Origin of the sequence: Streptomyces sp. NBC_00353 (genome assembly GCF_036108815.1) — a bacterium.
In the GTDB taxonomy this organism is placed as follows: domain Bacteria; phylum Actinomycetota; class Actinomycetes; order Streptomycetales; family Streptomycetaceae; genus Streptomyces.
The window spans coordinates 7,305,454-7,331,849 of the sequence record NZ_CP107985.1; the positions used below are offsets into that span (position 1 = coordinate 7,305,454).

Sequence of the window (26,396 nt, forward strand, 5' to 3'; positions counted from 1 at the left end):
TCATGACTGTCACCGTCACGGCCACGAGAGCTCCCGAACGCCCCGCCCACCGCGACGGCAACGTCCTGCGCTGGCTCGGCGCGTACACCGCGTCGATGGTCGGCGACAGCGTCTACTACATGGCGCTGGCCTGGGCGGCCACCCGCACCGGCACCGCCTCGCAGGCCGGCTTCGTCCTCGCCGCCGGATCCGTACCCCGCGCCGTGCTGATGCTCGGCGGGGGAGTCCTCGCCGACCGGTTCGGGCCCCGGCGTCTCGTCATCGGCAGCGACGCCGCGCGCTGCCTGGTCGTCCTGGGCCTGGCCGGCGCCCTGATGTTCACCTCGCCCGCCCTGTGGATGCTGATCGCCGTCGCGCTCGTCTTCGGCGCGGTCGACGCGCTCTTCCTGCCCGCCGTGGGAGCTCTGCCGCCCAGGATCACCACCGCCGGACAGCTGGCCCGGATCCAGGGGCTGCGCGGACTCGCCACCCGGACCGCCAATGTGGTCGGCGCACCGCTGGGCGGGGTCGCGGTGGCCGTCGGCGGACCCGTGCTCGCCTTCGCCGCGGCCGGGGTGCTCTTTGCCGTCTCACTGCCCCTGCTCGTCGTCGTACGGATCGCACCCCTGACCGAGCAGGCCGGTGCCGAACCTCCCGGCACCGCATGGCGCGAACTGGCCGACGGGGTGCGCCACATCCGGCGCCATCCACTGCTCGGGCCGCTCGTACTCGTCCTCGCCGTCAGCGAGCTGGGTTTCGCGGGCCCGCTCAACCTCGGGCTGATCCTGCTTGCGAAGGAGCGCGGCTGGGGGGCCTCCGGGATGGGCTGGATCGTCGCCGCCTTCGGCATCGGCGCCGGTGCCGCGGGCCTGCTGCTCGCGGTCCGCGGGCGGCTGCCCCGGGCAGGGCTGATCATGTGCCTGACCGTGCTCGTCGGCGCGGTCGCCGCCGGGGCCCTCGCGTACGTCCCGTCGGTGCCGCTCGCCGCCGCCGTCGGCGCCGCGGTCGGGCTCTTCGCCGGACTGGGCGGGGCGCTGTGCGGGGCGCTGATGCAGTCCGCCACCGATCCCGCCTATCTGGGGCGGGTCACCTCGGTCTCCACGCTCTTCACCCATGCGGTCGCACCGCTCAGCTACCCGGTGACCGGCGCGGCCGTCGCCGCCTGGGGGACCGCGCCGGTCTTCGTCGCCGGCGCGGCGCTGGGCGGGGCGGGGGCCGTAACCGGTCTGGTCGTCACCCGGCTGCGCCGCGCGGAACTCCCGCGCTGACCCCGGCCCCGTACGCCCTACATGCCCAGCTCGGCCGTGCTCACCCGGGCCACCGCCTCCTTGTCGCCCTCCAGCTCCACCCGCGCCGCATCCTGCCGCCCCGACGCGAAGAGCAGCAGCTCGCCCGGCTCCCCGGTCACCGTCACCACCGGAGTGCCCTTGTGCGCCACGGCCGTCTGTCCGTCCGGACGGCGCAGCACCAGCCCCACCGGGGCCTTGCGCCCCATCAGCCGCGCCGCCTTCTCCATGCGCGACCACAGGGCGTCGGCGAAGACCGGGTCCAGATCCCGCTGCGACCAGTCGGGCTGGGCCCGGCGCACGTCCTCCGCATGGATGTAGAACTCCACCGTGTTGGCCGCCTCGTCCAGCTGCTTCAGCCCGAACGGCGACATCCGGGGCGGCCCCGTACGGATGAGCTGGATCAGTTCCTCGTACGGCTTCTCGGCGAATTCGGACTGGACCCGGTCGAGCCGGCTCTTCAGCGGGCTCAGCAGCACCCCGGCCGCCGCGTCCGGCCTGCGCTCGCGTACCACCACATGGGCGGCGAGGTCGCGGGTCGTCCAGCCGTGGCACAGGGTCGGGGCTTCGGGGCCCGCCGCCTCCAACAGGTCGGCGAGCAGAAGTCGTTCACGCTTTGCATGGGTCGACATGCCCGCCAGCGTACGACCGGCGTCCGCAGTCCGCCCAGTGGACGCCTCGCCGGACGGCCTCCGCGGCCACGGCACAATGGGGCACATGACCAGCACGCCCGCCCCCAGCACCCCGCCCGCCAGCAGCCTGGACCCCGCTGTCGCCGCCCGCCTCAAGCGCGACGCCGACGGTCTGGTTCCGGCCATCGCCCAGCAGTACGACACCGGTGAGGTGCTGATGCTCGGCTGGATGGACGACGAGGCGCTGCATCGCACCCTGACGACCGGCCGCTGCACCTACTGGTCCCGCAGCCGTCAGGAGTACTGGGTCAAGGGCGACACCTCCGGTCACATCCAGCTGGTCAAGTCCGTCGCCCTCGACTGCGACGCGGACACCGTCCTCGTCAAGGTCGACCAGACGGGCGCCGCCTGTCACACCGGCGACCGCACCTGCTTCGACGCCGACGTCCTCCCGCTCGGGCAGTAGGGTCAGCCGCCATGGATCTCGAGACCTTCCGCAAGCTGGCCGCCGACCGGCGTGTCATCCCCGTCAGCCGCCGGCTTCTCGCGGACGGCGACACCCCGGTCGCGCTCTACCGCAAGCTCGCGGGCGAGCGCACCGGCACGTTCCTCCTCGAATCCGCGGAGAACGGCCGCACCTGGTCCCGCTACTCCTTCATCGGGGTACGCAGCGCCGCCACCCTCACCACCCGCGACGGCCGGGCCCACTGGCTCGGCACCCCGCCCGTCGGCGTCCCCGTCGACGGCGACCCGCTGGTGGCCCTGCGCGCCACCATCGACGCCCTGCACACCCCGCGCGACCTGCACTCCGGCATGCCGCCCTTCACCGGCGGCATGGTCGGCTATCTGGGTTACGACGTCGTGCGCAGGCTGGAGAGGATCGGCGAGCACGGTGGCGACGATCTGAAGCTCCCCGAGCTGACCATGCTGCTCACCTCGGACCTCGCCGTCCTCGACCACTGGGACGGCAGCGTCCTGCTGATCGCCAACGCGATCAACCACAACGATCTGGAGACCGGCGTCGACGAGGCGTACGCCGACGCCGTCGCCCGCCTCGACGCCATGGAGGCCGATCTCTCCCGTCCGGTCGAGAGCGCCCCCGTCGCGCTCCCGCCGTCCGAACTCCCGCCGTACACCGCACTCTGGGGCGGCCAGGCCTTCCAGGACGCCGTCGAGGACGTGAAGGAGCGGATCAGGGCCGGCGAAGCGTTCCAGGTCGTCCCCTCCCAGCGCTTCGAGACCCCGTGCACGGCCGCCGCCCTGGACGTCTACCGGGTGCTGCGCGCCACCAACCCGTCGCCGTACATGTACCTCTTCCGGCTCGACGGCTTCGACGTCGTGGGCTCCAGCCCGGAAGCCCTCGTCAAGGTCGAGGACGGGCGCGCCATGGTCCACCCGATCGCCGGGACCCGGCCCCGTGGCATCACCCCGCAGGAGGACCAGGCCCTCGCCGACGAGCTCCTCGCCGACCCGAAGGAACGCGCCGAGCACCTGATGCTCGTCGACCTCGGCCGCAACGACCTGGGCCGGGTCTGTGTGCCCGGCAGCGTCGAGGTCGTCGACTTCATGTCGATCGAGCGGTACTCGCACGTCATGCACATCGTCTCCACCGTCACCGGCCGCGTCGCCGAAGGCCGTACCGCCTTCGACGTCCTCACCGCCTGCTTCCCGGCCGGTACCCTCTCCGGCGCCCCCAAGCCGCGCGCCATGCAGATCATCGAGGAGCTCGAACCCACCCGCCGCGGACTGTACGGCGGCTGCGTCGGCTATCTGGACTTCGCCGGGGACTCCGACACCGCCATCGCCATCCGTACGGCGCTGCTGCGGGACGGCACGGCATACGTCCAGGCCGGGGCGGGAATCGTCGCCGACTCCGACCCGGTCGCCGAGGACACCGAGTGCCGTAACAAGGCCGCCGCGGTCCTGCGCGCCGTCCATACTGCCAACCGCCTCCACGAACGCTGACGAGGTAAGGGATAGTGGGGTACGTGAGTGCTGTCCCCGTACCCCAGCCCCGTGCCCAAGCCGCCACCGCGCCCGACGCCACGGGAAGCCGCCGCAGCCTGGCCGCCGGCCTGCTTCTCGGGGCGGTCGGCGCCACCGTCGTCCTCCTCGCCTCCGGCCAGACCTGGGCGGAGGGCAAAGCCGCGGTCGGCGGCGGCTCCCTGCCACTGACCGCCGACGGCCAGGACGTCACCGGTCTCCCGGCGGCCCTCGCCATCGTCGGCCTGGCCGCCCTCGTCGCCGTCTTCGCCGTCCGCAGCGCCGGCCGGCTGCTCGTCGCCGGGCTGCTCGCCCTCAGCGGCCTCGGGGCCGGTGCCAGCGCCTACCTCGGCGCCTCCGACAGCGCGGCCCTCGACGAGAAGGCGGCGCAGACCACCGGCGACGCCTCCGCCACCATCGACGCCCTCAGCCACACCGCGTGGCCGTACGTCACCGCCGCCGGCGGCCTGCTGATCCTCCTCGCCGGGCTGCTCGCCCTGCGGTACGGGAAGCTGTGGCCCACCATGTCGGGACGGTACGAACGCGACGGCACCCCGCGGCCCCGCAAGGCCCCCCGCACCGCCCCGGACCCGGACCGGCCCGAGGACCTGTGGAAGGCCCTTGACCGTGGTGAGGACCCGACGCGCGAGGTATGACCCCCCAGCTCACGTCGTACCCGCACGTACGGGACAATGATGGTGAGCTTTCTGCACAGCGGCAGCGCAGCGCACCACCGCGGCACCAGCTTTGCGTACAGCGATACCAACAGCGCAACACCAACGAGGAGCAACTCATGGCGGGCAGCAGCCACGGACACACCCCGGCCGCCTGGACCGGTGTCATCATCGCCTTCATCGGCTTCTGCATCGCAGGCGTCTTCATGGTCGCGGCCAATCCGCTCGGCTTCTGGGCCGGTATCGCGGTCATCTTCATCGGTGGGCTCGTCGGTCTCGCGATGAAGGCCGCCGGCCTCGGCATGCCGAAGGAGTCGGCCGAGATGGCCGCAGCCAGGGCGCGGGCCGGACAGGCCCAGGTCTCCTCCTGACCCCGGTCGGACCCATTGTGCGAGGCGCAGCCCGGACCGGGCTGCGCCTTTCCGCGTGACCGGGGACAATCACCGGGTGGACGCCTCCCCTTCTCCCGCAGCCGCACCGGGCCCGCACGGTCACCCGCCCGTGCCGGTCTTTCCGCCCGCGCCCGTGCCGCGGTCGGCCGTCCGCCGGCTCGCCACCCCCCTCGGGGTGATGGCCGCCGTCGTCGCGGCCTTCGGTTATGTCGGCGCCGTCGACCCCAACCAGCCGGGCCACTACCCGGTCTGCCCGTTGCTCCGGTTCACCGGCCTGTACTGCCCGGGCTGCGGCGGGCTGCGCAGCGCCCACGCCGTCGCCCACGGGGACATCGCCGCGGCCTTGGGCTCCAACGCCCTCGCGGTCGTCGGCTACGCGATCTTCGCCGTCGTGTGGGTGGTCTGGATGGTCCGCGCGAGCAGGGGACGGCCGCTACGGATCAATCTGCCACCGGTCTACTGGTGGGGGATCGGTGCCGTGCTCCTGATCTTCGCCGTGGTCCGGAATCTGCCGTTCGGATCGATGTTGGCGCCGTGAATGCCCAGGTAGTGGGACATCCGTCGGCCGGATGTGAGTCGGGGGCCCTCCTGCGGATACCATCGAGATGGCTGATCCTGTTCCCTCATCACCGTCCCGGAAGGGGGCCGCTCGCGTGAGTGTGCTCGACGAGATCATCGACGGCGTTCGCGCCGACCTCGCAGAGCGGCAGGCGCGCGTCAGCCTCGACGAGCTCAAGGAGCGCGCGGCGCGCGCTCCTGCTGCCAAGGACGGAGTCGCCGCCCTGCGCGGCGAGGGCGTGACCGTCATCTGCGAGGTCAAGCGCTCCAGCCCCTCCAAGGGGGCCCTGGCCGCGATCGCCGACCCCGCCGCGCTCGCCGCGGACTACGAGGCCGGTGGCGCGTCCGTCATCTCCGTCCTCACCGAGGAGCGCCGCTTCGGCGGTTCGCTCGCCGACCTGGAAGCCGTTCGCGCCAAGGTCGACATCCCGATCCTGCGCAAGGACTTCATCGTCACCTCCTACCAGCTCTGGGAGGCCCGCGCCTACGGCGCCGACCTCGCGCTGCTGATCGTCGCCGCTCTCGACCAGGAGGCACTCGTCTCGCTGATCGAGCGCGCCGAGTCCATCGGTCTGACGCCGCTGGTCGAGGCGCACGACGAGGAGGAGGCGGAGCGTGCCGTGGCCGCCGGAGCGAAGATCATCGGTGTCAACGCGCGTAATCTGAAGGACCTCAAGGTCGACCGCTCGACGTTCGAGCGCGTCGCCCCGGAGATCCCGGCGGGCATCGTGAAGGTCGCCGAGTCCGGCGTCCGAGGCCCGCACGACCTCATCGCCTACGCCAACGCCGGCGCCGACGCCGTGCTCGTCGGTGAGTCCCTGGTCACCGGCCGCGACCCGCGGGCCGCCGTCGCCGACCTGGTCGCCGCGGGCGCCCACCCGGCCCTGCGGCACGGACGGAGCTGACCCGCACCGTGTCCGCCGACCGTCCCGTGTTCCGCACCCGGCCGGGCCTGCGCCTCGCCGGTGTGACGGCTGCCCGGGACCCGCACGCGCCGCTGGCGCGCGGCTGCCGCCCCCGCGGCTGCCGCGCCCCCGCGCGCCGGGTGCACGGCCGGCGTGTGCGGTACGTGATCGGAGACGAGCCCGGCCAGGTCAACGGCATGCGATGGCGCCCGGGGACCGCGCTGTAGCGAGCCCCGGCCACGTACCCGCACCACACCTCTCGTACGTACGACCGCACCGCCCGACCGCCCTCGGTCGCGGCGGCGTCTCGCTCACGACGCATACGGTGAACCCACCCGTTGCCATGACGAGGAGCACGTCGGATGTCATCTGACTTCTTCATTCCGGACCCCGAGGGTCTGATCCCCAGCGCCGAGGGCTACTTCGGCGCGTTCGGCGGCAAGTTCATCCCGGAGGCGCTCGTCGCCGCCGTGGACGAGGTCGCCGTCGAGTACGACAAGGCGAAGGCCGACCCGGCCTTCGCCGCCGAGCTCAATGAGCTCATGGTCAACTACACCGGCCGGCCCAGCGCGCTGACCGAGGTGCCGCGCTTCGCCGAGCACGCGGGCGGTGCCCGGATCTTCCTCAAGCGCGAGGACCTCAACCACACCGGCTCGCACAAGATCAACAACGTGCTGGGCCAGGCGCTGCTCACCAAGCGCATGGGCAAGACCCGGGTCATCGCCGAAACCGGTGCCGGCCAGCACGGTGTGGCCACCGCGACGGCCTGCGCCCTCTTCGGTCTCGAATGCACCATCTACATGGGCGAGATCGACACCGAGCGGCAGGCGCTGAACGTGGCGCGGATGCGGATGCTCGGCGCCGAGGTCATTGCCGTGAAGTCCGGCTCCCGCACACTCAAGGACGCCATCAACGAGGCGTTCCGCGACTGGGTCGCCAACGTCGACCGCACGCACTACCTCTTCGGTACGGTCGCGGGCCCGCACCCCTTCCCGGCGATGGTCCGTGACTTCCACCGTGTCATCGGCGTCGAGGCCCGCCGGCAGATCCTGGAGCGGACCGGCCGGCTGCCGGATGCCGCGATCGCCTGTGTCGGCGGCGGCTCCAACGCCATCGGGCTGTTCCACGCGTTCATCCCGGACGCGCGCGTCCGGCTGATCGGCTGCGAACCCGCCGGACACGGTGTGGAGACCGGCGAGCACGCGGCGACCCTGACCGCCGGCGAGCCCGGCATCCTGCACGGCTCGCGCAGTTACGTCCTCCAGGACGACGAGGGCCAGATCACCGAGCCGTACTCGATCTCGGCCGGTCTCGACTACCCGGGCATCGGCCCGGAGCACGCGTACCTCAAGGACATCGGCCGCGGCGAGTACCGCGCGGTCACCGACGCCGCCGCCATGCAGGCGCTGCGCCTGCTCTCCCGTACCGAGGGGATCATCCCGGCCATCGAGAGCGCCCATGCGCTGGCCGGTGCCCTGGAGGTCGGCAAGGAGCTCGGCAAGGACGCGCTGCTCCTGGTCAACCTGTCCGGTCGCGGCGACAAGGACATGGACACGGCGGCCCGATACTTCGGGCTGTACGACACGGACGCGACCGTCGAGGCGGACGCGGACAACAACGGCGCCGAGATCGAGGGGGACGTCAAGTGAGCGGCAACATCGAGCTGTTGAGCGCCACCCTCGCCGCGGCCAGGGCCGAGGACCGGGCCGCACTGATCGCCTACCTGCCCGCCGGGTTCCCGTCGGTCGACGGCGGTATCGAAGCCGTCAAGGCCGTCGTCGCCGGTGGCGCCGACGTCGTCGAGGTGGGCCTGCCGCACAGTGACCCGGTGCTCGACGGACCGGTCATCCAGACGGCCGACGACATCGCCCTGCGCGGCGGCGTGAAGATCGCCGACGTGATGCGTACGGTCCGCGAGGCCTACGAGGCGACCGGCGTCCCGATCCTCGTCATGACGTACTGGAACCCCATCGACCGGTACGGCATCGAGCGCTTCACCGCCGAGCTCGCCGAGGCGGGCGGCGCCGGGTGCATCCTGCCCGACCTGCCGGTCCAGGAGTCCTCCGTGTGGCGCGAGCACGCCGACAAGCACGGTCTCGCGACCGTCTTCGTCGTCGCGCCGAGCAGCAAGGACGAGCGCCTCGCCACCATCACCGCGGCCGGCTCCGGCTTCGTCTACGCGGCCTCGCTGATGGGCGTGACCGGCACCCGTGAATCGGTCGGCGAGCAGGCCCAGGACCTGGTGCGGCGCACCCGTGCCACCACCGGGCTCCCGGTCTGTGTCGGTCTCGGCGTCTCCAACGCCCAGCAGGCCGCCGAGGTCGCCGCCTTCGCCGACGGAGTGATCGTCGGCTCCGCCTTCGTCAAGCGGATGCTGGACGCCCCCGACGAGGAGTCCGGACTGGCCGCAGTCCGCTCACTTGCGGGCGAACTGGCCGAAGGCGTTCGAAAGCGCTGACACCGGGCATCGCCCGAACGGGTGGACCTGGGACCGGGGAGGCACGTACGTGCCTCCCCGGTTCGTTGCTGCGGGTGTGAGCGAGAAGAACGAAGAAGGAAAAAGGACCGCGCGCGACCGGCTCGTACAGCAGCGTGAGCGGGAGAAGGCGCGCGAGCGCCGCCGGCGCACGCTGATCGTCACCACCGGCGTGGTGGGTGTGCTGGCGCTGGCCGCCGTCATCGGCATCATCGCCGCGAATTCGGGCGGCAAGGGCGAGAAGGCGACCGGGGCGGGGCCCGTCGTCGCGCCGTCCGGTGCGACCGGCAAGGACAACCTGGCCATCCCGGTGGGTGCGGACAATGCCCCGTCCACGCTCACGATCTGGGAGGACTTCCGCTGCCCGGTCTGCGCGCAGTTCGAGAACGCGTTCCGGGACACGATCCACCAGCTGGAGAGCAGCGGACAGCTGAAGGTCGAGTACCACCTGGCCACGATCATCGACGGCAATCTCGGCGGCAGCGGCTCGCTGGACGCGGCCAATGCGGCGGCCTGCGCGCAGAACGTCGGCAAGTTCTCCGCGTACCACGACGTCCTCTACCGCAACCAGCCGTCCGAGACCGACGACGCCTTCGGCAAGAGCAGCAAGCTGATCGGGCTGGCGGGCAAGGTCGAAGGCCTCGACACCCCCGCCTTCCGTAGCTGCGTGGAGGACGGCACGCACAACACCTGGGTCCAGAAGTCCAACACCGCGTTCCAGAACGGCGGCTTCCAGGGCACGCCGACCGCGATGCTCAACGGCGAATCGATCTTCCCGAAGAAGGGGAGCGAACCGATCACCGTGGCAAACCTGAAGAAGTGGGTCGCCGAGGCGAACAAGGGGAAGCAGCCGGCGAAGGTCACCCCGACGCCGACCGGTTCCTGACCCGGACCGGGGCCCGCCGGGGCGGCGATTCGATGATCGGCTCGTTACCCATACGTTGTCGGGCGGGTTGCCGTACGTCCCGCCCGGCAGGGTAGCGTCGACCTTGCCATGGACCTTGCCTACATTCCCAGCCCGTCGACCGGCGTGATCGATCTCGGACCGATCCCGCTCCGCGGCTACGCGTTCTGCATCATCATCGGTGTGTTTGTCGCCGTCTGGTTCGGCAACAAGCGCTGGATCGCCCGGGGCGGCAGAGCCGGCACGGTGGCCGACATCGCCGTCTGGGCCGTGCCCTTCGGTCTTGTCGGAGGCCGGCTCTACCACGTCATCACCGACTACCAGCTGTACTTCAGCGACGGCGAGAACTGGGTCGACGCCTTCAAGATCTGGCAGGGCGGCCTCGGCATCTGGGGTGCGATCGCGCTCGGCGCGGTCGGTGCCTGGATCGGCTGCCGCCGCCGCGGGATCCCGCTGCCTGCCTGGGCCGACGCGCTCGCCCCCGGCATCGCCTTCGCCCAGGCGATCGGCCGCTGGGGCAACTGGTTCAACCAGGAGCTGTACGGCAAGCCGACGGATCTGCCATGGGCCCTGAAGATCAGCGAAGGCCCCAACCGGGTCGCCGGTACGTACCACCCCACGTTCCTGTACGAGTCGCTGTGGTGTGTGGGCGTCGCGCTGCTGGTGATCTGGGCGGACCGCCGCTTCAAGCTCGGACACGGGCGGGCGTTCGCGCTGTACGTCGCGGCGTACTGCACGGGACGGGCGTGGATCGAGTACATGCGGGTCGACGAGGCCCACCACATTCTGGGCCTGCGCCTGAATGTGTGGACCGCGGTGATCGTCTTCGTCCTGGCGGTGACGTACATCGTGATCTCGGCGAAGGTGCGGCCGGGGCGCGAGGAGGTCGTCGAGCCGGGGGCCGCGGAGACCGCCGAGGCGGCCGAGGGCGTGGAGGATGCGGACGAGGGCGCGAAGGACGCGGACTCGGGCTCCGCCTCGGACGCCGATGGTGACGCCGAGCGTGACGACGAGGGTCGGGCGCCGGGGAAGAACGGCACCGCAGAGGCAGCGAAGAACGGCTGACGCCACCCATTTGTACGAGGGGCCCGAACCGGACGGTTCGGGCCCCTCGCCGTTCCCCCGGGGGCTCCGCCTCCGAACCCCCCGCTCCTCGATCGCCGCAGGGGCTGGATTCGGTGTGCCGGAGGGGCTGGGTCTCCGTCGTCAGCTCACCCGTTCTGCCAGCGCAAGCGTCCGGTGGGCCGCTGCCACCACCGCCGCGTCCACGAATCGGCCGTCCGGCAGCGCCAGTGCGCCTGCCTCCGTGAGGGCCGCCGCCACGATTTCCTGGGCCGAGTCGATCTCCTCCGAAGTGGGCCGGAACGCCCGCTCGATCACCGGTAGCTGCCGGGGGTGGATCGCTGCCCGGCCGATGAACCCCAGTGCGCGGCCGTGCGCGCAGGAGTGCCGCAGGCCGTCCAGGTCCCGTACGTCCGGGAACACCGACTGGGTCGGCGGGGCCAGGCCGGCCGCGCGGGCGGCGACCACCACCCGGCTGCGTGACCAGTCGAGGCCCCGGTCGTCCCGCACCCCCAGATCGGCCCGGAGATCGGCCTCGCCGAGGGCGATCGAGCGGACCTGGTGGTGGGAGGCCGCGACCGTGTACGCGTGCTCGATGCCGAGCGCCGACTCCAGCAGCGGACAGAGCGCCACGCCGGGGGCGAGCGCCGCGATGTGGTGGACGGTCGCGGCATGCGTGATCTTCGGCAGGCGCAGTTCGGCGAGGCCCGGCAGGCCGGCCAGGGCCAGGACGTCGGCCTCTGTGTGGACCCGGACATGTACCGGCGCGGCCGTGCCGGCGGCCGGTTCGGTGAGGAGCTCGACGGTGGCGGACCGGGCGTAGTCCTTGCGGTCCGGTGCGACCGCGTCCTCCAGGTCGACGATCACCACGTCCGCGCCCGAGTCGCGTGCCTTGCGCACCACGTCCGGCCGGTCCCCGGGAACGTACAGCCACGTCAGATGCACCTCTTCGGCTGCGGTCACAGGACGCCTTCCGCCCGTAGCCCGGCAATGTCCGGTCCTGACAGGCCGAGCCCGGTCAGGATCTCCTCGGTGTCCGCGCCGTGCGGACGGCCCGCCCAGCGGATCGAGCCCGGGGTCCGGGAGAGCCGGAAGAGGACGTTCTGCATCCGGAGCGGGCCCAGTTCGGGGTCGGGGACCTCGGCGACGGAGCCCAGGGCCCGGTACTGCGGATCCTCCATCACGTCCCGGATGTCGTGAATGGGGGCGATGGCCGCCTCCGCCTTCTCGAACGCGGAGATCGCGTCGTCGCGGGTGTGCCGGGCCATCCAGGTGCCGACCGCCTCGTCGAGTTCGTCGGAGTGTTCGGCGCGGGTGGTGCCGGAGGCGAACCACGGCTCGTCGATCAGCTCCGCCCGGCCGACCAGACGCATCACGCGTTCGGCGATGGACTGGGCGGAGGTGGAGACGGCGACCCACTGGCCGTCGGACGTGCGGTACGTATTGCGCGGGGCGTTGTTGCGCGAGCGGTTGCCGGTGCGTTCCTGGACGTAGCCGAGCTGGTCGTACCAGAGCGGCTGCGGGCCGAGCACGGTGAGGATCGGCTCGATGATCGCCAGGTCGACGACCTGGCCCTCCCCGGTGCGGTCCCGCCCGGCCAGCGCCGCCATCACGGCGTACGCGGTGGCGAGTGCGGCGATCGAGTCGGCGAGGCCGAAGGGCGGCAGGGTCGGCGGCCCGTCCGGCTCGCCGGTGATCGCGGCGAAACCGCTCATCGCCTCGGCGAGTGTGCCGAAGCCGGGGCGGCGCGCGTACGGGCCGAACTGGCCGAAGCCGGTGACCCGGGTCAGCACCAGCCGCGGGTTGACCGCGTGCAGCTCCTCCCAGCCGATGCCCCACCGCTCCAGCGTCCCCGGCCGGAAGTTCTCGATGATCACATCGCTGGAGGCGGCCAGCCGGAGGAGGACGTCGCGCCCGCCGGGAGTGGAGAGGTCGAGGGTGAGATTGCGTTTGTTGCGGCCGAGCAGCTTCCACCACAGGCCGATGCCGTCCTTCGTCGGGCCGTGGCCACGCGACGGGTCGGGCTTGCGCGGATGCTCGACCTTGATCACCTCGGCGCCGAAGTCGCCGAGCATGGTGGCCGCGAGGGGGCCGGCGAAGAGCGTGGCGAGGTCGAGGACCCGCAGACCGGAGAGGGGTGCTTCCGTGGGCGCGGTCATGCGGCGTCGATCTCGCTGCGGTACGGCATGGAGGTCGAGGCGCCGGGTTTCTGTACGCAGAGCGCCGCAGCGGTCGACGCCCAGGCGAGGGCCTCCGGTACGGCCCGTCCTTCGCCGAGGGCCACGGCGAGCGCCCCGACGAAGGTGTCCCCGGCTCCGGTGGTGTCGACAGCGGTCACCTGCGGGGCGGGGAAGTGGACCGTTTCGCCGCCCCGGGCCGCGTACAAACAGCCCTTCGAACCGAGGGTGATGACGACCTCGGGGACGTGCCGGAGCAGGATCTCGGCCGCCGCGTGGGGTTCGGTCTTCCCGGAGAGTGCGGCCGCCTCGTGCTCATTGGGGATCAACAGGTCGACGGTGTCGAAGAGCTCGTCCGGCAGGGGTTGTACGGGGGAGGGGGTGAGGATCGTCCGTACGCCCTGCGCATGGGCCATCCGGGCCCCTTCGACCACGGCGGACAGGGGCAGTTCCAGCTGGAGGAGCAGCAGATCGGCTTCCGCGATGGCGGCCATCTCGCCGGGGCCGAGCGTGTGGACGGTGCCATTGGCGCCGGGGATCACCACGATGGCGTTGCCACCCGTGTCGTCGACGACGATGTGCGCCGTGCCGCTGGGGCCCTCGGCGGTGTGCAGCAGATCGGTTTCGACGCCCGCGTGCTCGAGTTCGGCCCGGAGCCGCACCCCGTACGCGTCGTCGCCGACCGCGCCGATCATCAGCACGTCAGCGCCCGCGCGGGCGGCGGCGATGGCCTGGTTGGCGCCCTTGCCGCCGGGGATGGTGCGGAACTCCCTTCCGGTGACGGTCTCCCCGCGCTCCGGGGCCCGTGCGACGTAGGCGACAAGGTCCATATTGGTGCTGCCGAGCACCGCGATGGCGGTCATGGGCGGAGTGCCTCCTGGTAGGTCAGTTCAGCGAGTGCGTCGAAGCCGACGGAGTCGAAACCCGGGACGGATGTGGCGAGACGGTTCTTGAGCGGGGTGGTCCACCGGACGGGCAGCGCGTCGGGCCGGCCGGCCAGCAGACCGGCCAGCGAACCGGCGGTCGCACCGTTCGAGTCCGTGTCCCAACCACCGGAGACCGCACGGCAGATGGAGCCGGAGAAGTCGCCGTCGGCGTGGGTGAGAGCGGCGGCGAGCAGCGCGGCGTTGGGCAGCGCATGGACCCAGTGGTACGCGCCGAACGCGGCGTGCAGCCGGTCGGCGACCGCATCGAAGTCCGGCTGCCCGCGGGCCGCGTCGATCCCGGTGCGGACCGCGTGCGCGAACCGCGAGCGCGGCGGTACGACGCGCAGCCCGGTCGCGAGGCAGCCGTGTACATCGGTCTCCCCGCCGGCCGCCTCGGCGAGCGCGGCAGCGGTGAACATCGCCCCGTACACGCCGTTGCCGGTGTGGGTGAGGACGGCGTCCCGGTGGGCCTGCTCGGCGGCGGCCGCCGGGTCGCCGGGGTGTGTCCAGCCGTGCACATCGGCGCGGATCCGGGCGCCGATCCATTCCCGGAACGGGTTGCGGTGCCGGGCGGTGTCCGGCGGCTCGATTCCGTCGAGCAGATTGCGGTACGCCACCCGCTCGGCGGTGAAGGTCCGGCCGGCGGGGAGTTCGTCGAGCCAGAGCCGGGCGAGATCGGCGGTGCAGAAGGACGGTCCGTACCGCTGGATCAACAGCAGGGTGAGGAGTGGGTAATTGAGATCGTCGTCCTCCGGCATCCCGTCGATGTTCTCGGCGAGCGAGGTGGCGGCGGAGCGGCGGTTCCAGGGGTACGCGGCGGTCAGCTCGTCGGGCAGGCCCCTGGCGGTGAACCAGGTGGCGAGCGGCCAGTTCCCGGTGGCGCGGGCCAGTGCGCGGATCCCCGCGAGAGGCAGTTTCTCGACGGGCTTGCCGAGCAGGCAGCCGGCGGCGCGGCCCAGCCAGGCCGCCTCCAGCCGGGCCTTGCCGACCGTCGGAAGTTCCGCGCGCGGAGCCGGCCAGTGCGGGCAGGCCGCCCGGATCGCGGCCAGATCCGTCGGCTCGTCGACGGCCGACGTCGAGTCGAGCAGCGCGAGTTCGTCGAGCAGCCGCTCGGCGAGCGCGCGGAGTGCGGGCGGCGCGGGGGGCGTCGACGCGCCCGCGCGCTCCGGGGCGGGGGCGCCGCCCGCCGCGTACCAGCGGCGCTCGATGTCCCGCACGTCCCGTCCGTCCTCGGCCGCCTGGCGCAGTTCGTGCCCGATCAGATCCTCCGGCTGCACCCAGGTGACCCGCACGGTCACGGCGTACCCGCCAGCGTCGCGAACGCCGCCTCGTGCGTACGCCGCCGGGCGGTGTCCCGTACGAACACCTCGCGGGCGACGTCCGTCAGTGTCCGCGCCGGTGCGTGCAGATCGAGGCGGCTGGCCTCGGCGACCGTTTTCACCCAGGTGGCGGGGATCGCCGCCTCGCCGTGCAGCGCGCCGGCGAGCGCACCGCTCATCGTGGCGATCGAGTCGCAGTCCCGGCCGTAGTTGACCGAGCCGAGCACCGCGTGCCGGTAGTCGCCGTCCGCGACGAGCAGCATTGCGAGGGCGATCGGCAGCTCCTCGATGGCGTGCAGCCGGGACGGGCGGCGGGCGCCGAGGGACGGTGCGCGGTAGTCGGGTCCGACGGTGTCGAAGGGGGCGACGGCGGTCCGCAGTGGTGTCAGTGCCGTCTCGAAGTCCCGGTACCGCACGGCCACTTCGCAGACCGCTTCGATGGCGGTCCGCGTCCCGTCCTTGGCGAGCGACAGACAGGCGTCGACGACGGTGGCGGGCGTCGCATCCGGCGCACAGGCGGCGGCGACGGCCGCCGCGAAGACTCCGGCGGCCTCCCTCCCGTACGACGACTGATGGGCGCCCGCGACGTCCAGCGCCTCGGCGTACGCGGCCTGCGGATGGGCGGCGTTGACCAGGCCGACCGGCGCCATGTACATCGCCGCCCCGCAGTTCACGATGTTCCCGGAGCCTGCCTCGCGCGGATCGACATGACCGTAGTGCAGCCGGGCGACCATCCATTTCTCGGCGAGGAAGATCCGCTGCAGCGGCAGCGCCTCGGCCTCCAGCTCCGGGATCCAGCGGGGGGTCGAGATCAGCTCCGGTACGAGATGGTCGGCGACGCAGTACGCGTCGAGGTGGTCCTTTACGGTGCCGTACACCCGTACCAGCGCATGGGTCATCAAGGTGTCGTCGGTGACGTGACCGTCGCCTTTGTGATACGGGGCGATCGGGCGGGCGGTGCGCCAGTCCTCGCCGTCCCACGGGCCCACGATGCCGGTGATCCGGCCGCCGTGGCGTTCGACGATCTGCTCGGGGGACCGGCCCTCGACCGGCCCGCCGAGCGCGTCGCCGACGGCGGCGCCGACGAGGGCGCCGGTGATCCGGTCATCGAGACCGAGCGCGGTGGGTGGTTTGTTCTGAATCGGCGTCATGCCGGAATTGTCCACCCGGAGGGGCTGGTTCCGTGTCTGTCAGCAGCCCGGCGAGTTCGATGAGATCGGTGCCCGCGAGACGGGGCAGCGCGCATCCCGCGAGGGTGCGGCAGGCCTCGCGCCAGCCGTCCGGGACGGCGGCGATGCCGCCGAGCGCACCGGTCAGCGCGCCGGCCAGGGCAGGCGCCGAGTCCGCGACCCGCGACAGACAGGCCGCCGCGGGAATGGCCTGGGCGATCTCGCCACGGGCCGCGGTGGTCAGGGCCAGGGCGACCGGTACGGTCTCGGCCGCGGCGATCCCGTAGCTGTAGACGTGGTCGACGATCTGGTGCTCCAGTACCGGTACGAGCGCGAAGGCGCCGGCTGCCTCGCCGACGAAGTCGCGGGCGATCCGGACGGCGTGAGCGGCGTTGCGGGCGATCTCGGTGCCCTCGGGGAGCTGGACGAGCGCGGCGTTCACCGCGGTGTCGACATCGGCCCCGCCCAGCGCCTCGGCGATCGCGGCGGCCATCGCACGGGCGCCGTGCACACCGTCGCCGTCCTGGGTGTACCGGGCATCGAACTCGGCGAGTTCGGCGGCGGCCCAGGGCCGGCCGGGGTGGACGACCGCCAGCACGGCAGCCCGTACACAGGCCGCGTCGTCGAAGTAGTGCGGGTTGTCGTGACCGGTGGCGGGCGGCCGCAGCCCGGCGGCGAGATTACCGAGCCCGGCCCGGACCGAGATCCGGGCGCGCAGCGGGAGAACCGCCGACTCGACCTCGGGCGCCCGTGCGGCGGCCGCGGCCACCTCGGCGGCCAGCGCGTTCCACGCGACATCGATGGCGGCCCGCATCCGGCGGTCGGGGGAGAGCCCCTGCAGCGGGCCGGCCGCCGAAGCCAGTACGGTCCCGGCGGCGAACGCGGCCCACTCGGCGTCGTCGGAGGGACCGAGCCGCAGTGGCTCGGGCGGCTGGTTGAGTGCGATGGGCACCGGGAGAGTGGTGGTGGCGTTCTGCTCGGCGAAGGTGTCGAGCTCCCGGGTGAGCCGACGCGTCCATTCGGGCATCCGGGCCGCCCGGTGACGCGCCGCGGGCCACCCGGCGGCATCCCCCGAGGCCAGCCCGAGCAGGAGCCCCTCGATCCGGGCCCGGCGCCCCGGCAGGGGTCGGTTCAGGGGCGGGGTGGAACGGTTCTCCGGGTGGGGCTCGGTGTCCCGCGCGGTAGTCATGACACCACCGCCGCGGGTCCGTCCGCGGCGGACGGACCCGACGGCCCGTCGACGTGGGCGGCGGCGTGCCGGGTTGTGGCGGGGCGGGTGCCGACGGAGGTGCCGCCGGCCCCGCCGGTCCCGTCGGCTGCGCCGGTCCCGTGGCCGTTGCCGGTCCCGCTGTCCCCGCGGTTCCCGCCGTTCTCCGCACCGTCCGGCTCGTCCGTCTCGTCCGGTGTGAGCAGCTCCGCGATGTCCAGGACGTGATGGCCCCGCATCGACGGCAGGCAGCTGCCTCGGACCGGGCCGATCGCCCGCCCCCAGTTCCGGGGGATCGCGGATACCCCGCCCAGCGCGCCGGCCAGTGCACCCGCCACCGCTGCCGTGGTGTCCGCGTCGCGGCCCATGTTGACCGCCGTGAGCACCGCCGTACGGAAGTCGCCGCGCGCCGCCGCGAACGCACCGAACGCCAGGCCCACCGCCTCCGGTGCCAGGTCCGTCCACGGGTAGCCGCCCACCACCACCGCGGAGCGCACCGCGCGTTCCCTCGTGAGGCGGTCGGGGTGCTTGTGCTGCGCGGCCGTCACAGCCCGCCGCAGCGAGCGCGCGGTCCAGGAGTCCATCGGTACGACGGACAGGGCGGCCGCGATGACGGACGTGACCCCCGCTCCCGCCATCGCGGCGGCCACCCCGGCCGCCACCGCCTGGCCGCCGTAGATGCCCTCACCGTCGTGGCTGACCTGCCCGTCGATCGCGACCAGGCGCGCGGCCTCCGCGGGCCGGCCTGCCGCGAAGACTCCGAACGGGGCCGCGCGCATCGCGAGCCCGTCGCTCCAGGCGTGCCGGTGCTGGGCGGAGATCGGGGCGGCGAGGCCCCGGCGCAGGTTCTCCAGGGTGCCGCGCTCGCTGAACCCGGCACCGCGGAACGGCCCCTCGTCCAGGTCGGCGATCCACAGATGCCAGGCCCGCTCGACGTGGGTGACGGTCAGCGCCGAGCCGTGCCGGGCGAGCAGCAGCCCGGAGAAGATCGCGTACTCCGTGTCGTCGGTACCGGCCGGGTCGTCGCTGACGAAGCCTTCGATCCGGCCCCAGCGACGGCGGATCTCGGACGGTCGCAGGTTCTCCGCGGGTGCGCCCAGCGCATCGCCCACGGCAAGGCCGAGGAGCGCACCCCTGGCCCGGTCGGCCCGGTCGGGGCGGCCGGCACCGTCGGTGACGCTCGCGTCGGCGCGGTGCGCGTCGTTCCGGGCTGCCTCCGCCGTGCCCCCGCCCGTGCGCGGTTCTGCCGGATTGCCTGCAATCAACTCCATCGCGTCGACCCTTCGCTCGTACCGAGCCAGTTCTCGTACCTGTCCGATCTGTGCCACGCGGAGCACCGACAGAGGCCGATAAACACAACAAAAGGGCCACTCGGATGACGGGATCCCCTTCGTAAGGCAGGCCGTACTTACCTGGTCAGAGGCCAGGTAAGTACGGCCTGGCTTGCTGGCGGGGGATCCTTTTCGTGCGTACTTTCGGTGGTGTTGAGCGGGGTGGGGCGAGCAGAACCCGCTGCTGGAGAAGGGGAGAGCTGTGTCCATCATCGAGACCGACGCCGTACTGCACGAGGCGCACCGCGACAACCACACCCACCGTGATGTGAACGGCGGCTGGCTGCGTCCGGCGGTCTTCGGCGCGATGGACGGGCTGGTCTCGAACCTGGCGCTGATGACCGGCGTCGCGGGTGGCTCGGTCTCCCAGCAGACGCTTGTGATCACCGGCCTGGCAGGTCTGGCCGCCGGTGCGTTCTCCATGGCGGCCGGCGAATACACCTCCGTGGCCTCGCAGCGCGAGCTCGTCGAAGCCGAACTCGACGTCGAGCGGCGCGAGTTGCGCAAGCACCCGATGGACGAGATGGAAGAGCTCGCCGCGCTCTACGAGTCCCGCGGTGTCGACCCCGGGCTCGCCCGCGAGGTCGCCCGGCAGTTGTCCCGCGACCCCGATCAGGCCCTGGAGATACACGCCCGCGAGGAGCTCGGCATCGATCCGGGCGATCTGCCCTCGCCGCTCGTCGCCGCCGTCTCGTCGTTCGGCGCCTTCGCGATGGGCGCGCTGCTGCCCGTACTGCCGTATCTGCTCGGTGCGAGCGCGATGTGGCCCGCGGTGCTGCTCGCGCTGATCGGCCTCTTCGGCTGCGGGGCGGTGGTGGCGAGGGTGACGGCCCGCAGCTGGTGGTTCAGCGGGCTGCGGCAGCTGGTGCTCGGCGGGACGGCCGCCGCGATCACGTACGGCCTGGGCACCTTGTTCGGTGTGGCCGTCGGCGGCTGATCGCGCCCGCGCCGCTCGCACAATCCGCCTGCAGGCAATCTGCCTGCAATCCGTGTGACGTACGTCTTGGGTTCCGCCTCTGGGCGGAACCACCCCAACGGACGTAAAATGAGTCTCTATACAGTGCTGCACATAAGTAGCCGTTACTCGGCGGTTTCGTTTCCTTTACCACTGGGCATGAGCCGTAGACACCGCAGGCAACGACGCCTGCTCTCTGTGGTCCCCCGGGCGCCGATCCTCCGACTGCGACCCGCTCCACCGCTCCATGCGGTGTCCGCATGTTGGAACGGGCTATCCGCTTCTTGAGAAGCAGCCCATCATGTAACCTGCACGAAATTTCGCAGAGGGCCAACGTCGTCCCTCGGCACTGCATATGCCACGACGACGACGGGAGAGCCAATGCGTTCCGACGCCTGGTCGCCCATGGACGGTCGCCCCGCCCAGCAGGGGATGTACGACCCCCGTAACGAGCACGACGCCTGTGGTGTCGGGTTCGTGGCCACTCTTACCGGTGTGGCCAGCCATGAGCTGGTCGAGCAGGCGCTGACCGTACTGCGCAACCTCGAGCACCGCGGCGCCACCGGATCCGAGCCCGACTCGGGCGACGGCGCCGGAATCCTGCTCCAGGTACCGGACGCCTTCCTCCGCGCAGAGGTCCCCTTCGACCTCCCGGAGGCCGGTGGCTACGCCGTCGGAATCGCCTTCCTGCCCGCGGACGACTCCACCGAGGCCGTCCAGAAGCTCGAGAAGATCGCCGCCGAGGAGGGCCTGAAGGTCCTCGGCTGGCGCGAGGTCCCGGTCAGCCCCGACCTCCTCGGCAGCGGCGCCCGCGCCACCATGCCCGAGTTCCGCCAGCTCTTCGTCGCGGACGGCGAGAACGCCGGCATCGCGCTCGACCGCAAGGCCTTCGTGCTGCGCAAGCGCGCCGAGCGTGAGGCCGGGGTGTACTTCCCCTCGCTCTCCGCCCGCACGATCGTCTACAAGGGCATGCTCACCACCGGGCAGCTGGAGCCGTTCTTCCCGGACCTCTCCGACCGCCGTCTCGCCACCACGGTCGCGCTGGTCCACTCGCGCTTCTCCACGAACACGTTCCCGAGCTGGCCGCTCGCCCACCCGTACCGCTTCGTCGCGCACAACGGCGAGATCAACACGGTCAAGGGCAACCGCAACTGGATGAAGGCCCGCGAGTCCCAGCTCGCGTCGAGCCTCTTCGGTACGGAGCAGCTGGACCGGATCTTCCCCGTCTGCACCCCGGACGCCTCCGACTCCGCCTCCTTCGACGAGGTCCTGGAACTGCTCCACCTCGGCGGCCGCTCGCTGCCGCACTCGGTGCTGATGATGGTTCCCGAGGCGTGGGAGAACCACGACTCGATGGACCCGGCCCGGCGCGCCTTCTACCAGTACCACTCCACGATGATGGAGCCCTGGGACGGCCCGGCCTGCGTCACCTTCACCGACGGCACCCAGGTCGGCGCGGTCCTCGACCGCAACGGTCTGCGCCCCGGCCGTTACTGGGTCACCGACGACGGCCTCGTCGTCCTCTCCTCCGAGGTCGGTGTCCTGGACATCGCCCCCGCGAAGGTCGTCCGCAAGGGCCGCCTCCAGCCCGGCAAGATGTTCCTCGTCGACACCGCCGAGGGACGCATCATCGAGGACGACGAGATCAAGGCGGGCCTCGCCGCCGAGCAGCCGTACCAGGAGTGGCTGGAGACCGGCGAGATCGAGCTGGAGGATCTCCCCGAGCGCGAGCACATCGTGCACACGCACGCCTCCGTCACCCGTCGCCAGCAGACCTTCGGCTACACCGAGGAAGAGCTCCGCGTCATCCTCGCGCCGATGGCGCGCACCGCCGGCGAGCCGCTCGGCTCCATGGGCACGGACTCGCCGATCGCGGCCCTGTCCGAGCGCCCCCGGCTGCTCTTCGACTACTTCACCCAGCTGTTCGCGCAGGTCACCAACCCGCCGCTGGACGCCATCCGCGAGGAGCTCGTCACCTCGCTGCGCTCCTCGCTCGGCCCCGCGGGCAACCTGCTGGAGCCGACCGCCGCGTCGTGCCGCAGCGTGACGCTGCCGTTCCCGGTGATCGACAACGACGAGCTGGCCAAGCTGATACACATCAATGCCGACGGCGACATGCCGGGCATGAAGGCCGCCACGCTCTCCGGTCTCTACCGGGTCAGCGGCAGCGGTGAGGCCCTGGCTGCCCGGATCGAGCAGATCTGTACCGAGGTCGACGCCGCCATAGAGGACGGTGCCCGCCTGATCGTCCTGTCCGACCGGCACTCCGACGCCGAGCACGCCCCGATCCCGTCGCTGCTGCTCACCTCGGCCGTCCACCACCACCTCATCCGTACCAAGCAGCGCACCCAGGTGGGTCTGCTGGTCGAGGCCGGGGACGTTCGCGAGGTCCACCACGTCGCGCTGCTGATCGGTTACGGCGCCGCCGCGGTCAACCCTTACCTGGCGATGGAGTCCGTCGAGGACCTGGTCCGGGCCGGCACGTTCATCGAGGGCATCGAGCCCGAGCAGGCCATCCGGAACCTGATCTACGCGCTCGGCAAGGGCGTCCTGAAGGTCATGTCCAAGATGGGCATCTCGACCGTCGCCTCCTACCGCGGCGCCCAGGTCTTCGAGGCCGTCGGCCTGGACGAGGCCTTCGTCGCGAAGTACTTCAACGGCACCGCGACCAAGATCGGCGGCGCCGGCCTCGACGTCGTCGCCAAGGAGGTCGCCGCCCGGCACGCCAAGGGCTACCCCGCCTCCGGCATCTCCGCCTCGCACCGCGCGCTGGAGATCGGTGGCGAGTACCAGTGGCGCCGCGAGGGCGAGCCGCACCTGTTCGACCCGGAGACGGTCTTCCGCCTCCAGCACGCCACCCGCAACCGCCGGTACGACATCTTCAAGAAGTACACGGACCGGGTGAACGAGCAGTCCGAGCGCCTGATGACGCTCCGCGGCCTGTTCGGCTTCAAGTCGGGCCGCGAGGCGATCCCGGTCGACGAGGTCGAGTCCGTCTCCGACATCGTCAAGCGGTTCTCCACCGGCGCCATGTCGTACGGCTCGATCTCCCGCGAGGCGCACGAGACCCTCGCCATCGCCATGAACCAGCTGGGCGGCAAGTCCAACACCGGTGAGGGCGGCGAGGACGCCGACCGGCTCTACGACCCGGCGCGCCGCTCGTCCATCAAGCAGGTCGCCTCCGGCCGCTTCGGTGTGACCAGCGAGTACCTGGTCAACGCGGACGACATCCAGATCAAGATGGCGCAGGGCGCCAAGCCCGGCGAGGGCGGCCAGCTGCCCGGCCACAAGGTCTACCCGTGGGTCGCCAGGACCCGGCACTCCACCCCGGGTGTCGGTCTGATCTCCCCGCCGCCGCACCACGACATCTACTCCATCGAGGACCTGGCTCAGCTGATCCACGACCTCAAGAACGCCAACCCCGCGGCCCGCATCCACGTGAAGCTGGTCTCCGAGGTCGGCGTCGGCACGGTCGCCGCGGGTGTCTCCAAGGCGCACGCGGACGTCGTCCTGATCTCCGGCCACGACGGCGGAACGGGCGCCTCGCCGCTCACCTCGCTGAAGCACGCGGGCGGCCCCTGGGAGCTCGGCCTCGCGGAGACCCAGCAGACCCTGCTGCTCAACGGCCTGCGCGACCGCATCGTCGTGCAGACCGACGGCCAGCTGAAGACCGGCCGCGACGTCGTCATCGCCGCGCTGCTGGGCGCCGAGGAGTTCGGTTTCGCGACCGCGCCGCTCGTCGTCTCCGGCTGCGTCATGATGCGCGTCTGCCACCTCGACACCTGCCCGGTCGGCATCGCCACCCAGAACCCGGTCCTACGCGACCGGTTCTCCGGCAAGGCCGAGTACGTCGTCAACTTCTTCGAGTTCATCGCCCAGGAAGTCCGCGAGATCCTCGCCGAGCTCGGCTTCCGTACGATCGAAGAGGCCGTCGGCCACGCCGAGCTGCTGGACACCGACCGTGCGGTCACGCACTGGAAGGCGCAGGGCCTCGACCTGGAGCCCCTGTTCTACGTCCCGGAGCTGCCCGAGGGTGCGGTCCGCCACCAGCAGATCGAGCAGGACCACGGTCTCGCCAAGGCCCTCGACAACGAGCTGATCAAGCTCGCCGCCGACGCCCTGAACGCGGACAGCGCCGAGGACGCCCAGCCGGTCCGGGCCCAGATCGCGATCCGGAACATCAACCGGACCGTCGGCACCATGCTCGGCCACGAGGTGACGAAGAAGTTCGGCGGTGCCGGTCTGCCGCAGGACACCATCGACATCACCTTCACCGGCTCCGCCGGCCAGTCGTTCGGCGCGTTCGTGCCGAGCGGTGTGACGCTGCGCCTGGAGGGCGACGCCAACGACTACGTCGGCAAGGGCCTCTCCGGCGGTCGCGTCATCGTCCGCCCGGACCGCGGCGCCGACCACCTCGCCGAGTACTCCACCATCGCGGGCAACACCATCGCCTACGGCGCGACCGGCGGCGAGCTGTTCCTGCGCGGCCGCACCGGTGAGCGGTTCTGCGTCCGCAACTCCGGCGCGACCGTCGTCTCGGAAGGCGTGGGCGACCACGGCTGCGAGTACATGACCGGTGGTCACGCCGTCGTCCTCGGCGAGACCGGACGCAACTTCGCCGCCGGTATGTCGGGCGGTGTCGCGTACGTCGTCGACCTGGACCGCGACAACGTCAACGTCGGCAACCTCGGTGCGATCGAGGAACTCTCCGACACCGACAAGCAGTGGCTGCACGACGTCGTGCGCCGCCACCAGGAGGAGACGGGCTCCACCGTCGCCGAGAAGCTGCTTGCCGAGTGGGACAGCGCCGACGGCGGTGTCTCCCGCTTCAGCAAGATCATCCCGTCCACCTACAAGGCAGTGCTCGCCGCCAAGGACGCCGCTGAGCTCGCCGGTCTCTCCGAGCAGGAGACCACCGAGAAGATGATGGAGGCGGCGACCAATGGCTGACCCCAAGGGCTTCCTGACCACCGGGCGCGAGGCCGCCAAGACCCGCCCCGTGGGCGAGCGCGTCAAGGACTGGAACGAGGTCTACGTTCCGGGCTCGCTGCTCCCGATCATCAGCAAGCAGGCCGGCCGCTGCATGGACTGCGGCATCCCGTTCTGCCACAACGGCTGTCCGCTGGGGAACCTCATCCCCGAGTGGAACGACTACGCCTACCGCGAGGACTGGACGGCCGCGTCCGAGCGCCTGCACGCGACGAACAACTTCCCGGAGTTCACCGGCCGCCTGTGCCCCGCTCCGTGCGAGTCGGCGTGTGTCCTCGGCATCAACCAGCCGGCCGTCACCATCAAGAACGTCGAAGTCTCGATCATCGACAAGGCGTGGGACAGCGGCGACGTCACCCCGCAGCCGCCCGAGCGCCTGTCCGGCAAGACCGTCGCGGTCATCGGCTCGGGCCCGGCGGGTCTCGCCGCCGCCCAGCAGCTGACCCGGGCCGGTCACACGGTCGCCGTCTATGAGCGTGCGGACCGCATCGGAGGCCTTCTCCGGTACGGCATCCCCGAGTTCAAGATGGAGAAGTCGCACATCAACCGCCGCATCGAGCAGATGCGCGCGGAAGGAACCAAGTTCCGTACGGAGGTGGAGATCGGCAAGGACCTCGATGCCGCCAAGCTCCGTCGCCGGTACGACGCGGTCGTCATCGCCGCCGGTGCCACCGTCTCCCGCGACCTGCCCGTCCCGGGCCGTGAGCTGAACGGCGTGCACTTCGCGATGGAGTACCTGCCGCTCGCCAACAAGGTGCAGGAGGGCGACCTGACGGTCTCCCCGATCTCCGCCGAGGGCAAGCACGTCGTCGTCATCGGCGGCGGCGACACCGGCGCCGACTGCGTCGGTACCGCCCACCGGCAGGGCGCGGCCTCCGTCACCCAGCTGGAGATCATGCCGAAGCCGGGCGAGGAGCGGAACACCAACCAGCCCTGGCCGACCTTCCCGATGCTGTACAAGGTCACCTCGGCGCACGAGGAGGGCGGCGAGCGGGTCTACTCCGTCTCCACCACCCACTTCGAGGGCGACGAGGACGGCAACGTCCAGGCGCTGCACCTCGTCGAGGTGGAGTTCAAGGACGGCAAGCTGGAGCAGAAGCCCGGCACCGAGCGGCGGATCCCGGCGCAGCTGGTCACGCTCGCCATGGGCTTCACCGGTACCGACCAGTCCAACGGCCTCGTCCAGCAGTTCGGTGTGGAGCTCGACGAGCGCGGCAATGTCGCGCGCGACGCGGACTACGCCACCAACGTCGAAGGTGTCTTCGTCGCCGGTGACGCGGGCCGCGGCCAGTCCCTCATCGTGTGGGCCATCGCCGAGGGCCGCTCCGCGGCGCGCGGTGTGGACCGCTTCCTGACCGGGGCCAGCGCACTGCCGGCCCCGATCCGCCCGACGGACCGTTCCCTGACGGTCTGAGCACCAGCAGTACCAACAACAGACGTCCCGTACAACGGCGTACGGAACTGAACGCGGC

The 26,396-nt window shown here is 71.7% G+C and carries 23 protein-coding genes; 15 read left to right on the forward strand and 8 right to left on the reverse strand.

Features of this window, described 5'->3' with window-relative positions; translation table 11 throughout:
* Nucleotides 1-2 precede the first annotated feature (2 nt).
* Nucleotides 3-1,247 (forward strand): MFS transporter, encoded by a 1,245-nt coding sequence (locus tag OHA88_RS32915; protein ID WP_328628167.1) that lies wholly within the window; start codon nucleotides 3-5, stop codon nucleotides 1,245-1,247.
* A gap of 17 nt (nucleotides 1,248-1,264) precedes the next feature.
* On the opposite strand, the gene OHA88_RS32920 is transcribed toward OHA88_RS32915, so the two are convergent.
* On the reverse strand, nucleotides 1,265-1,897 hold the full coding sequence (locus OHA88_RS32920; protein WP_326603143.1) for a TIGR03085 family metal-binding protein: 633 nt from the start codon (nucleotides 1,895-1,897) through the stop codon (nucleotides 1,265-1,267).
* 85 nt (nucleotides 1,898-1,982) lie between these two features.
* Between OHA88_RS32920 and hisI the strand changes: the two genes are divergently transcribed.
* The 11 genes from hisI to lgt all read left to right on the forward strand — a co-directional run bounded on the left by hisI (nucleotide 1,983) and on the right by lgt (nucleotide 10,854).
* Nucleotides 1,983-2,363, forward strand: a complete 381-nt coding sequence (hisI, locus tag OHA88_RS32925; protein ID WP_267005657.1) for a phosphoribosyl-AMP cyclohydrolase — start codon at nucleotides 1,983-1,985, stop codon at nucleotides 2,361-2,363.
* An 11-nt stretch (nucleotides 2,364-2,374) separates the two neighbouring features.
* Nucleotides 2,375-3,862: an anthranilate synthase component I gene (locus OHA88_RS32930; RefSeq protein ID WP_328628168.1), complete on the forward strand. Its 1,488-nt coding sequence runs from the start codon at nucleotides 2,375-2,377 to the stop codon at nucleotides 3,860-3,862.
* Nucleotides 3,863-3,876: 14 nt separating this feature from the next.
* Complete coding sequence (locus OHA88_RS32935; protein ID WP_328628169.1) at nucleotides 3,877-4,536, forward strand: TIGR02234 family membrane protein; 660 nt, start codon at nucleotides 3,877-3,879, stop codon at nucleotides 4,534-4,536.
* Between the two features lie 137 nt (nucleotides 4,537-4,673).
* The gene (locus OHA88_RS32940; RefSeq protein WP_328628170.1) at nucleotides 4,674-4,925 is read left to right on the forward strand and encodes an HGxxPAAW family protein; all 252 of its coding nucleotides are present in this window, start codon (nucleotides 4,674-4,676) and stop codon (nucleotides 4,923-4,925) included.
* Nucleotides 4,926-5,001: 76 nt separating this feature from the next.
* Nucleotides 5,002-5,484 carry a DUF2752 domain-containing protein gene (locus OHA88_RS32945; protein WP_389730448.1) on the forward strand — a complete coding sequence of 161 codons (483 nt, stop codon included), beginning with the start codon at nucleotides 5,002-5,004 and terminating at the stop codon, nucleotides 5,482-5,484.
* Between the two features lie 115 nt (nucleotides 5,485-5,599).
* Complete coding sequence (gene trpC / locus OHA88_RS32950; RefSeq protein WP_030972813.1) at nucleotides 5,600-6,409, forward strand: indole-3-glycerol phosphate synthase TrpC; 810 nt, start codon at nucleotides 5,600-5,602, stop codon at nucleotides 6,407-6,409.
* 26 nt (nucleotides 6,410-6,435) lie between these two features.
* On the forward strand, nucleotides 6,436-6,636 hold the full coding sequence (gene trpM, locus OHA88_RS32955) for a tryptophan biosynthesis modulator TrpM (RefSeq protein WP_267008130.1): 201 nt from the start codon (nucleotides 6,436-6,438) through the stop codon (nucleotides 6,634-6,636).
* A gap of 135 nt (nucleotides 6,637-6,771) precedes the next feature.
* Nucleotides 6,772-8,058, forward strand: a complete 1,287-nt coding sequence (gene trpB, locus OHA88_RS32960; protein ID WP_267005660.1) for a tryptophan synthase subunit beta — start codon at nucleotides 6,772-6,774, stop codon at nucleotides 8,056-8,058.
* Nucleotides 8,055-8,867, forward strand: a complete 813-nt coding sequence (trpA, locus tag OHA88_RS32965) for a tryptophan synthase subunit alpha (protein WP_328628171.1) — start codon at nucleotides 8,055-8,057, stop codon at nucleotides 8,865-8,867. Before trpB ends, trpA begins: the two co-directional genes overlap by 4 nt.
* A gap of 76 nt (nucleotides 8,868-8,943) precedes the next feature.
* Nucleotides 8,944-9,771 carry a DsbA family protein gene (locus OHA88_RS32970; protein WP_328628172.1) on the forward strand — a complete coding sequence of 276 codons (828 nt, stop codon included), beginning with the start codon at nucleotides 8,944-8,946 and terminating at the stop codon, nucleotides 9,769-9,771.
* Nucleotides 9,772-9,879: 108 nt separating this feature from the next.
* Nucleotides 9,880-10,854 (forward strand): prolipoprotein diacylglyceryl transferase, encoded by a 975-nt coding sequence (gene lgt / locus OHA88_RS32975; RefSeq protein ID WP_328628173.1) that lies wholly within the window; start codon nucleotides 9,880-9,882, stop codon nucleotides 10,852-10,854.
* Between the two features lie 141 nt (nucleotides 10,855-10,995).
* Here lgt and OHA88_RS32980 read toward each other — a convergent pair whose 3' ends face one another.
* Genes OHA88_RS32980 through OHA88_RS33010 form a run of 7 tightly spaced genes read right to left on the reverse strand, consistent with a single transcriptional unit; the run spans nucleotide 10,996 to nucleotide 18,920 of the window.
* Nucleotides 10,996-11,814: an HpcH/HpaI aldolase/citrate lyase family protein gene (locus OHA88_RS32980; protein ID WP_328628174.1), complete on the reverse strand. Its 819-nt coding sequence runs from the start codon at nucleotides 11,812-11,814 to the stop codon at nucleotides 10,996-10,998.
* Nucleotides 11,811-13,010 (reverse strand): CaiB/BaiF CoA transferase family protein, encoded by a 1,200-nt coding sequence (locus tag OHA88_RS32985; RefSeq protein ID WP_328628175.1) that lies wholly within the window; start codon nucleotides 13,008-13,010, stop codon nucleotides 11,811-11,813. Before OHA88_RS32985 ends, OHA88_RS32980 begins: the two co-directional genes overlap by 4 nt.
* Complete coding sequence (gene rbsK / locus OHA88_RS32990; RefSeq protein WP_328628176.1) at nucleotides 13,007-13,891, reverse strand: ribokinase; 885 nt, start codon at nucleotides 13,889-13,891, stop codon at nucleotides 13,007-13,009. Before rbsK ends, OHA88_RS32985 begins: the two co-directional genes overlap by 4 nt.
* Nucleotides 13,888-15,252: an ADP-ribosylglycohydrolase family protein gene (locus OHA88_RS32995; RefSeq protein WP_328628177.1), complete on the reverse strand. Its 1,365-nt coding sequence runs from the start codon at nucleotides 15,250-15,252 to the stop codon at nucleotides 13,888-13,890. Before OHA88_RS32995 ends, rbsK begins: the two co-directional genes overlap by 4 nt.
* Complete coding sequence (locus tag OHA88_RS33000; RefSeq protein ID WP_328628178.1) at nucleotides 15,249-16,424, reverse strand: ADP-ribosylglycohydrolase family protein; 1,176 nt, start codon at nucleotides 16,422-16,424, stop codon at nucleotides 15,249-15,251. Before OHA88_RS33000 ends, OHA88_RS32995 begins: the two co-directional genes overlap by 4 nt.
* Nucleotides 16,378-17,631 carry an ADP-ribosylglycohydrolase family protein gene (locus OHA88_RS33005; RefSeq protein ID WP_328628179.1) on the reverse strand — a complete coding sequence of 418 codons (1,254 nt, stop codon included), beginning with the start codon at nucleotides 17,629-17,631 and terminating at the stop codon, nucleotides 16,378-16,380. Before OHA88_RS33005 ends, OHA88_RS33000 begins: the two co-directional genes overlap by 47 nt.
* Nucleotides 17,628-18,920, reverse strand: coding sequence for an ADP-ribosylglycohydrolase family protein (locus OHA88_RS33010; RefSeq protein ID WP_328628180.1), 1,293 nt, complete (start codon nucleotides 18,918-18,920; stop codon nucleotides 17,628-17,630). The genes OHA88_RS33005 and OHA88_RS33010 overlap by 4 nt, the downstream gene beginning before the upstream one ends.
* A gap of 262 nt (nucleotides 18,921-19,182) precedes the next feature.
* Here OHA88_RS33010 and OHA88_RS33015 point away from each other — a divergent pair, with 262 nt between their 5' ends.
* The 3 genes from OHA88_RS33015 (at nucleotide 19,183) to OHA88_RS33025 (ending at nucleotide 26,338) form a co-directional block, all read left to right on the forward strand.
* Nucleotides 19,183-19,917, forward strand: a complete 735-nt coding sequence (locus tag OHA88_RS33015) for a VIT1/CCC1 transporter family protein (RefSeq protein WP_328628181.1) — start codon at nucleotides 19,183-19,185, stop codon at nucleotides 19,915-19,917.
* Between the two features lie 399 nt (nucleotides 19,918-20,316).
* Entirely contained in the window at nucleotides 20,317-24,885 is a 4,569-nt protein-coding gene (gene gltB, locus OHA88_RS33020; protein ID WP_328628182.1) for a glutamate synthase large subunit, read from the forward strand.
* Entirely contained in the window at nucleotides 24,878-26,338 is a 1,461-nt protein-coding gene (locus OHA88_RS33025; protein ID WP_267005673.1) for a glutamate synthase subunit beta, read from the forward strand. Before gltB ends, OHA88_RS33025 begins: the two co-directional genes overlap by 8 nt.
* Nucleotides 26,339-26,396: the final 58 nt, after the last annotated feature.

Excerpts from the sequence above, each read along its gene's own strand:
- OHA88_RS32915 (WP_328628167.1), top strand. The coding sequence starts at position 3 with ATGACTGTCACCGTCACGGCCACGAGAGCTCCCGAACGCCCCGCCCAC.
- OHA88_RS32920 (WP_326603143.1), bottom strand. The coding sequence starts at position 1,897 with ATGTCGACCCATGCAAAGCGTGAACGACTTCTGCTCGCCGACCTGTTG.
- hisI (WP_267005657.1), top strand. The coding sequence starts at position 1,983 with ATGACCAGCACGCCCGCCCCCAGCACCCCGCCCGCCAGCAGCCTGGAC.
- OHA88_RS32930 (WP_328628168.1), top strand. The coding sequence starts at position 2,375 with ATGGATCTCGAGACCTTCCGCAAGCTGGCCGCCGACCGGCGTGTCATC.
- OHA88_RS32940 (WP_328628170.1), top strand. The coding sequence starts at position 4,674 with ATGGCGGGCAGCAGCCACGGACACACCCCGGCCGCCTGGACCGGTGTC.
- trpB (WP_267005660.1), top strand. The coding sequence starts at position 6,772 with ATGTCATCTGACTTCTTCATTCCGGACCCCGAGGGTCTGATCCCCAGC.
- lgt (WP_328628173.1), top strand. The coding sequence starts at position 9,880 with ATGGACCTTGCCTACATTCCCAGCCCGTCGACCGGCGTGATCGATCTC.
- OHA88_RS32985 (WP_328628175.1), bottom strand. The coding sequence starts at position 13,010 with ATGACCGCGCCCACGGAAGCACCCCTCTCCGGTCTGCGGGTCCTCGAC.
- rbsK (WP_328628176.1), bottom strand. The coding sequence starts at position 13,891 with ATGACCGCCATCGCGGTGCTCGGCAGCACCAATATGGACCTTGTCGCC.
- OHA88_RS33000 (WP_328628178.1), bottom strand. The coding sequence starts at position 16,424 with ATGACGCCGATTCAGAACAAACCACCCACCGCGCTCGGTCTCGATGAC.
- OHA88_RS33005 (WP_328628179.1), bottom strand. The coding sequence starts at position 17,631 with ATGACTACCGCGCGGGACACCGAGCCCCACCCGGAGAACCGTTCCACC.
- OHA88_RS33010 (WP_328628180.1), bottom strand. The coding sequence starts at position 18,920 with ATGGAGTTGATTGCAGGCAATCCGGCAGAACCGCGCACGGGCGGGGGC.
- gltB (WP_328628182.1), top strand. The coding sequence starts at position 20,317 with ATGCGTTCCGACGCCTGGTCGCCCATGGACGGTCGCCCCGCCCAGCAG.
- OHA88_RS33025 (WP_267005673.1), top strand. The coding sequence starts at position 24,878 with ATGGCTGACCCCAAGGGCTTCCTGACCACCGGGCGCGAGGCCGCCAAG.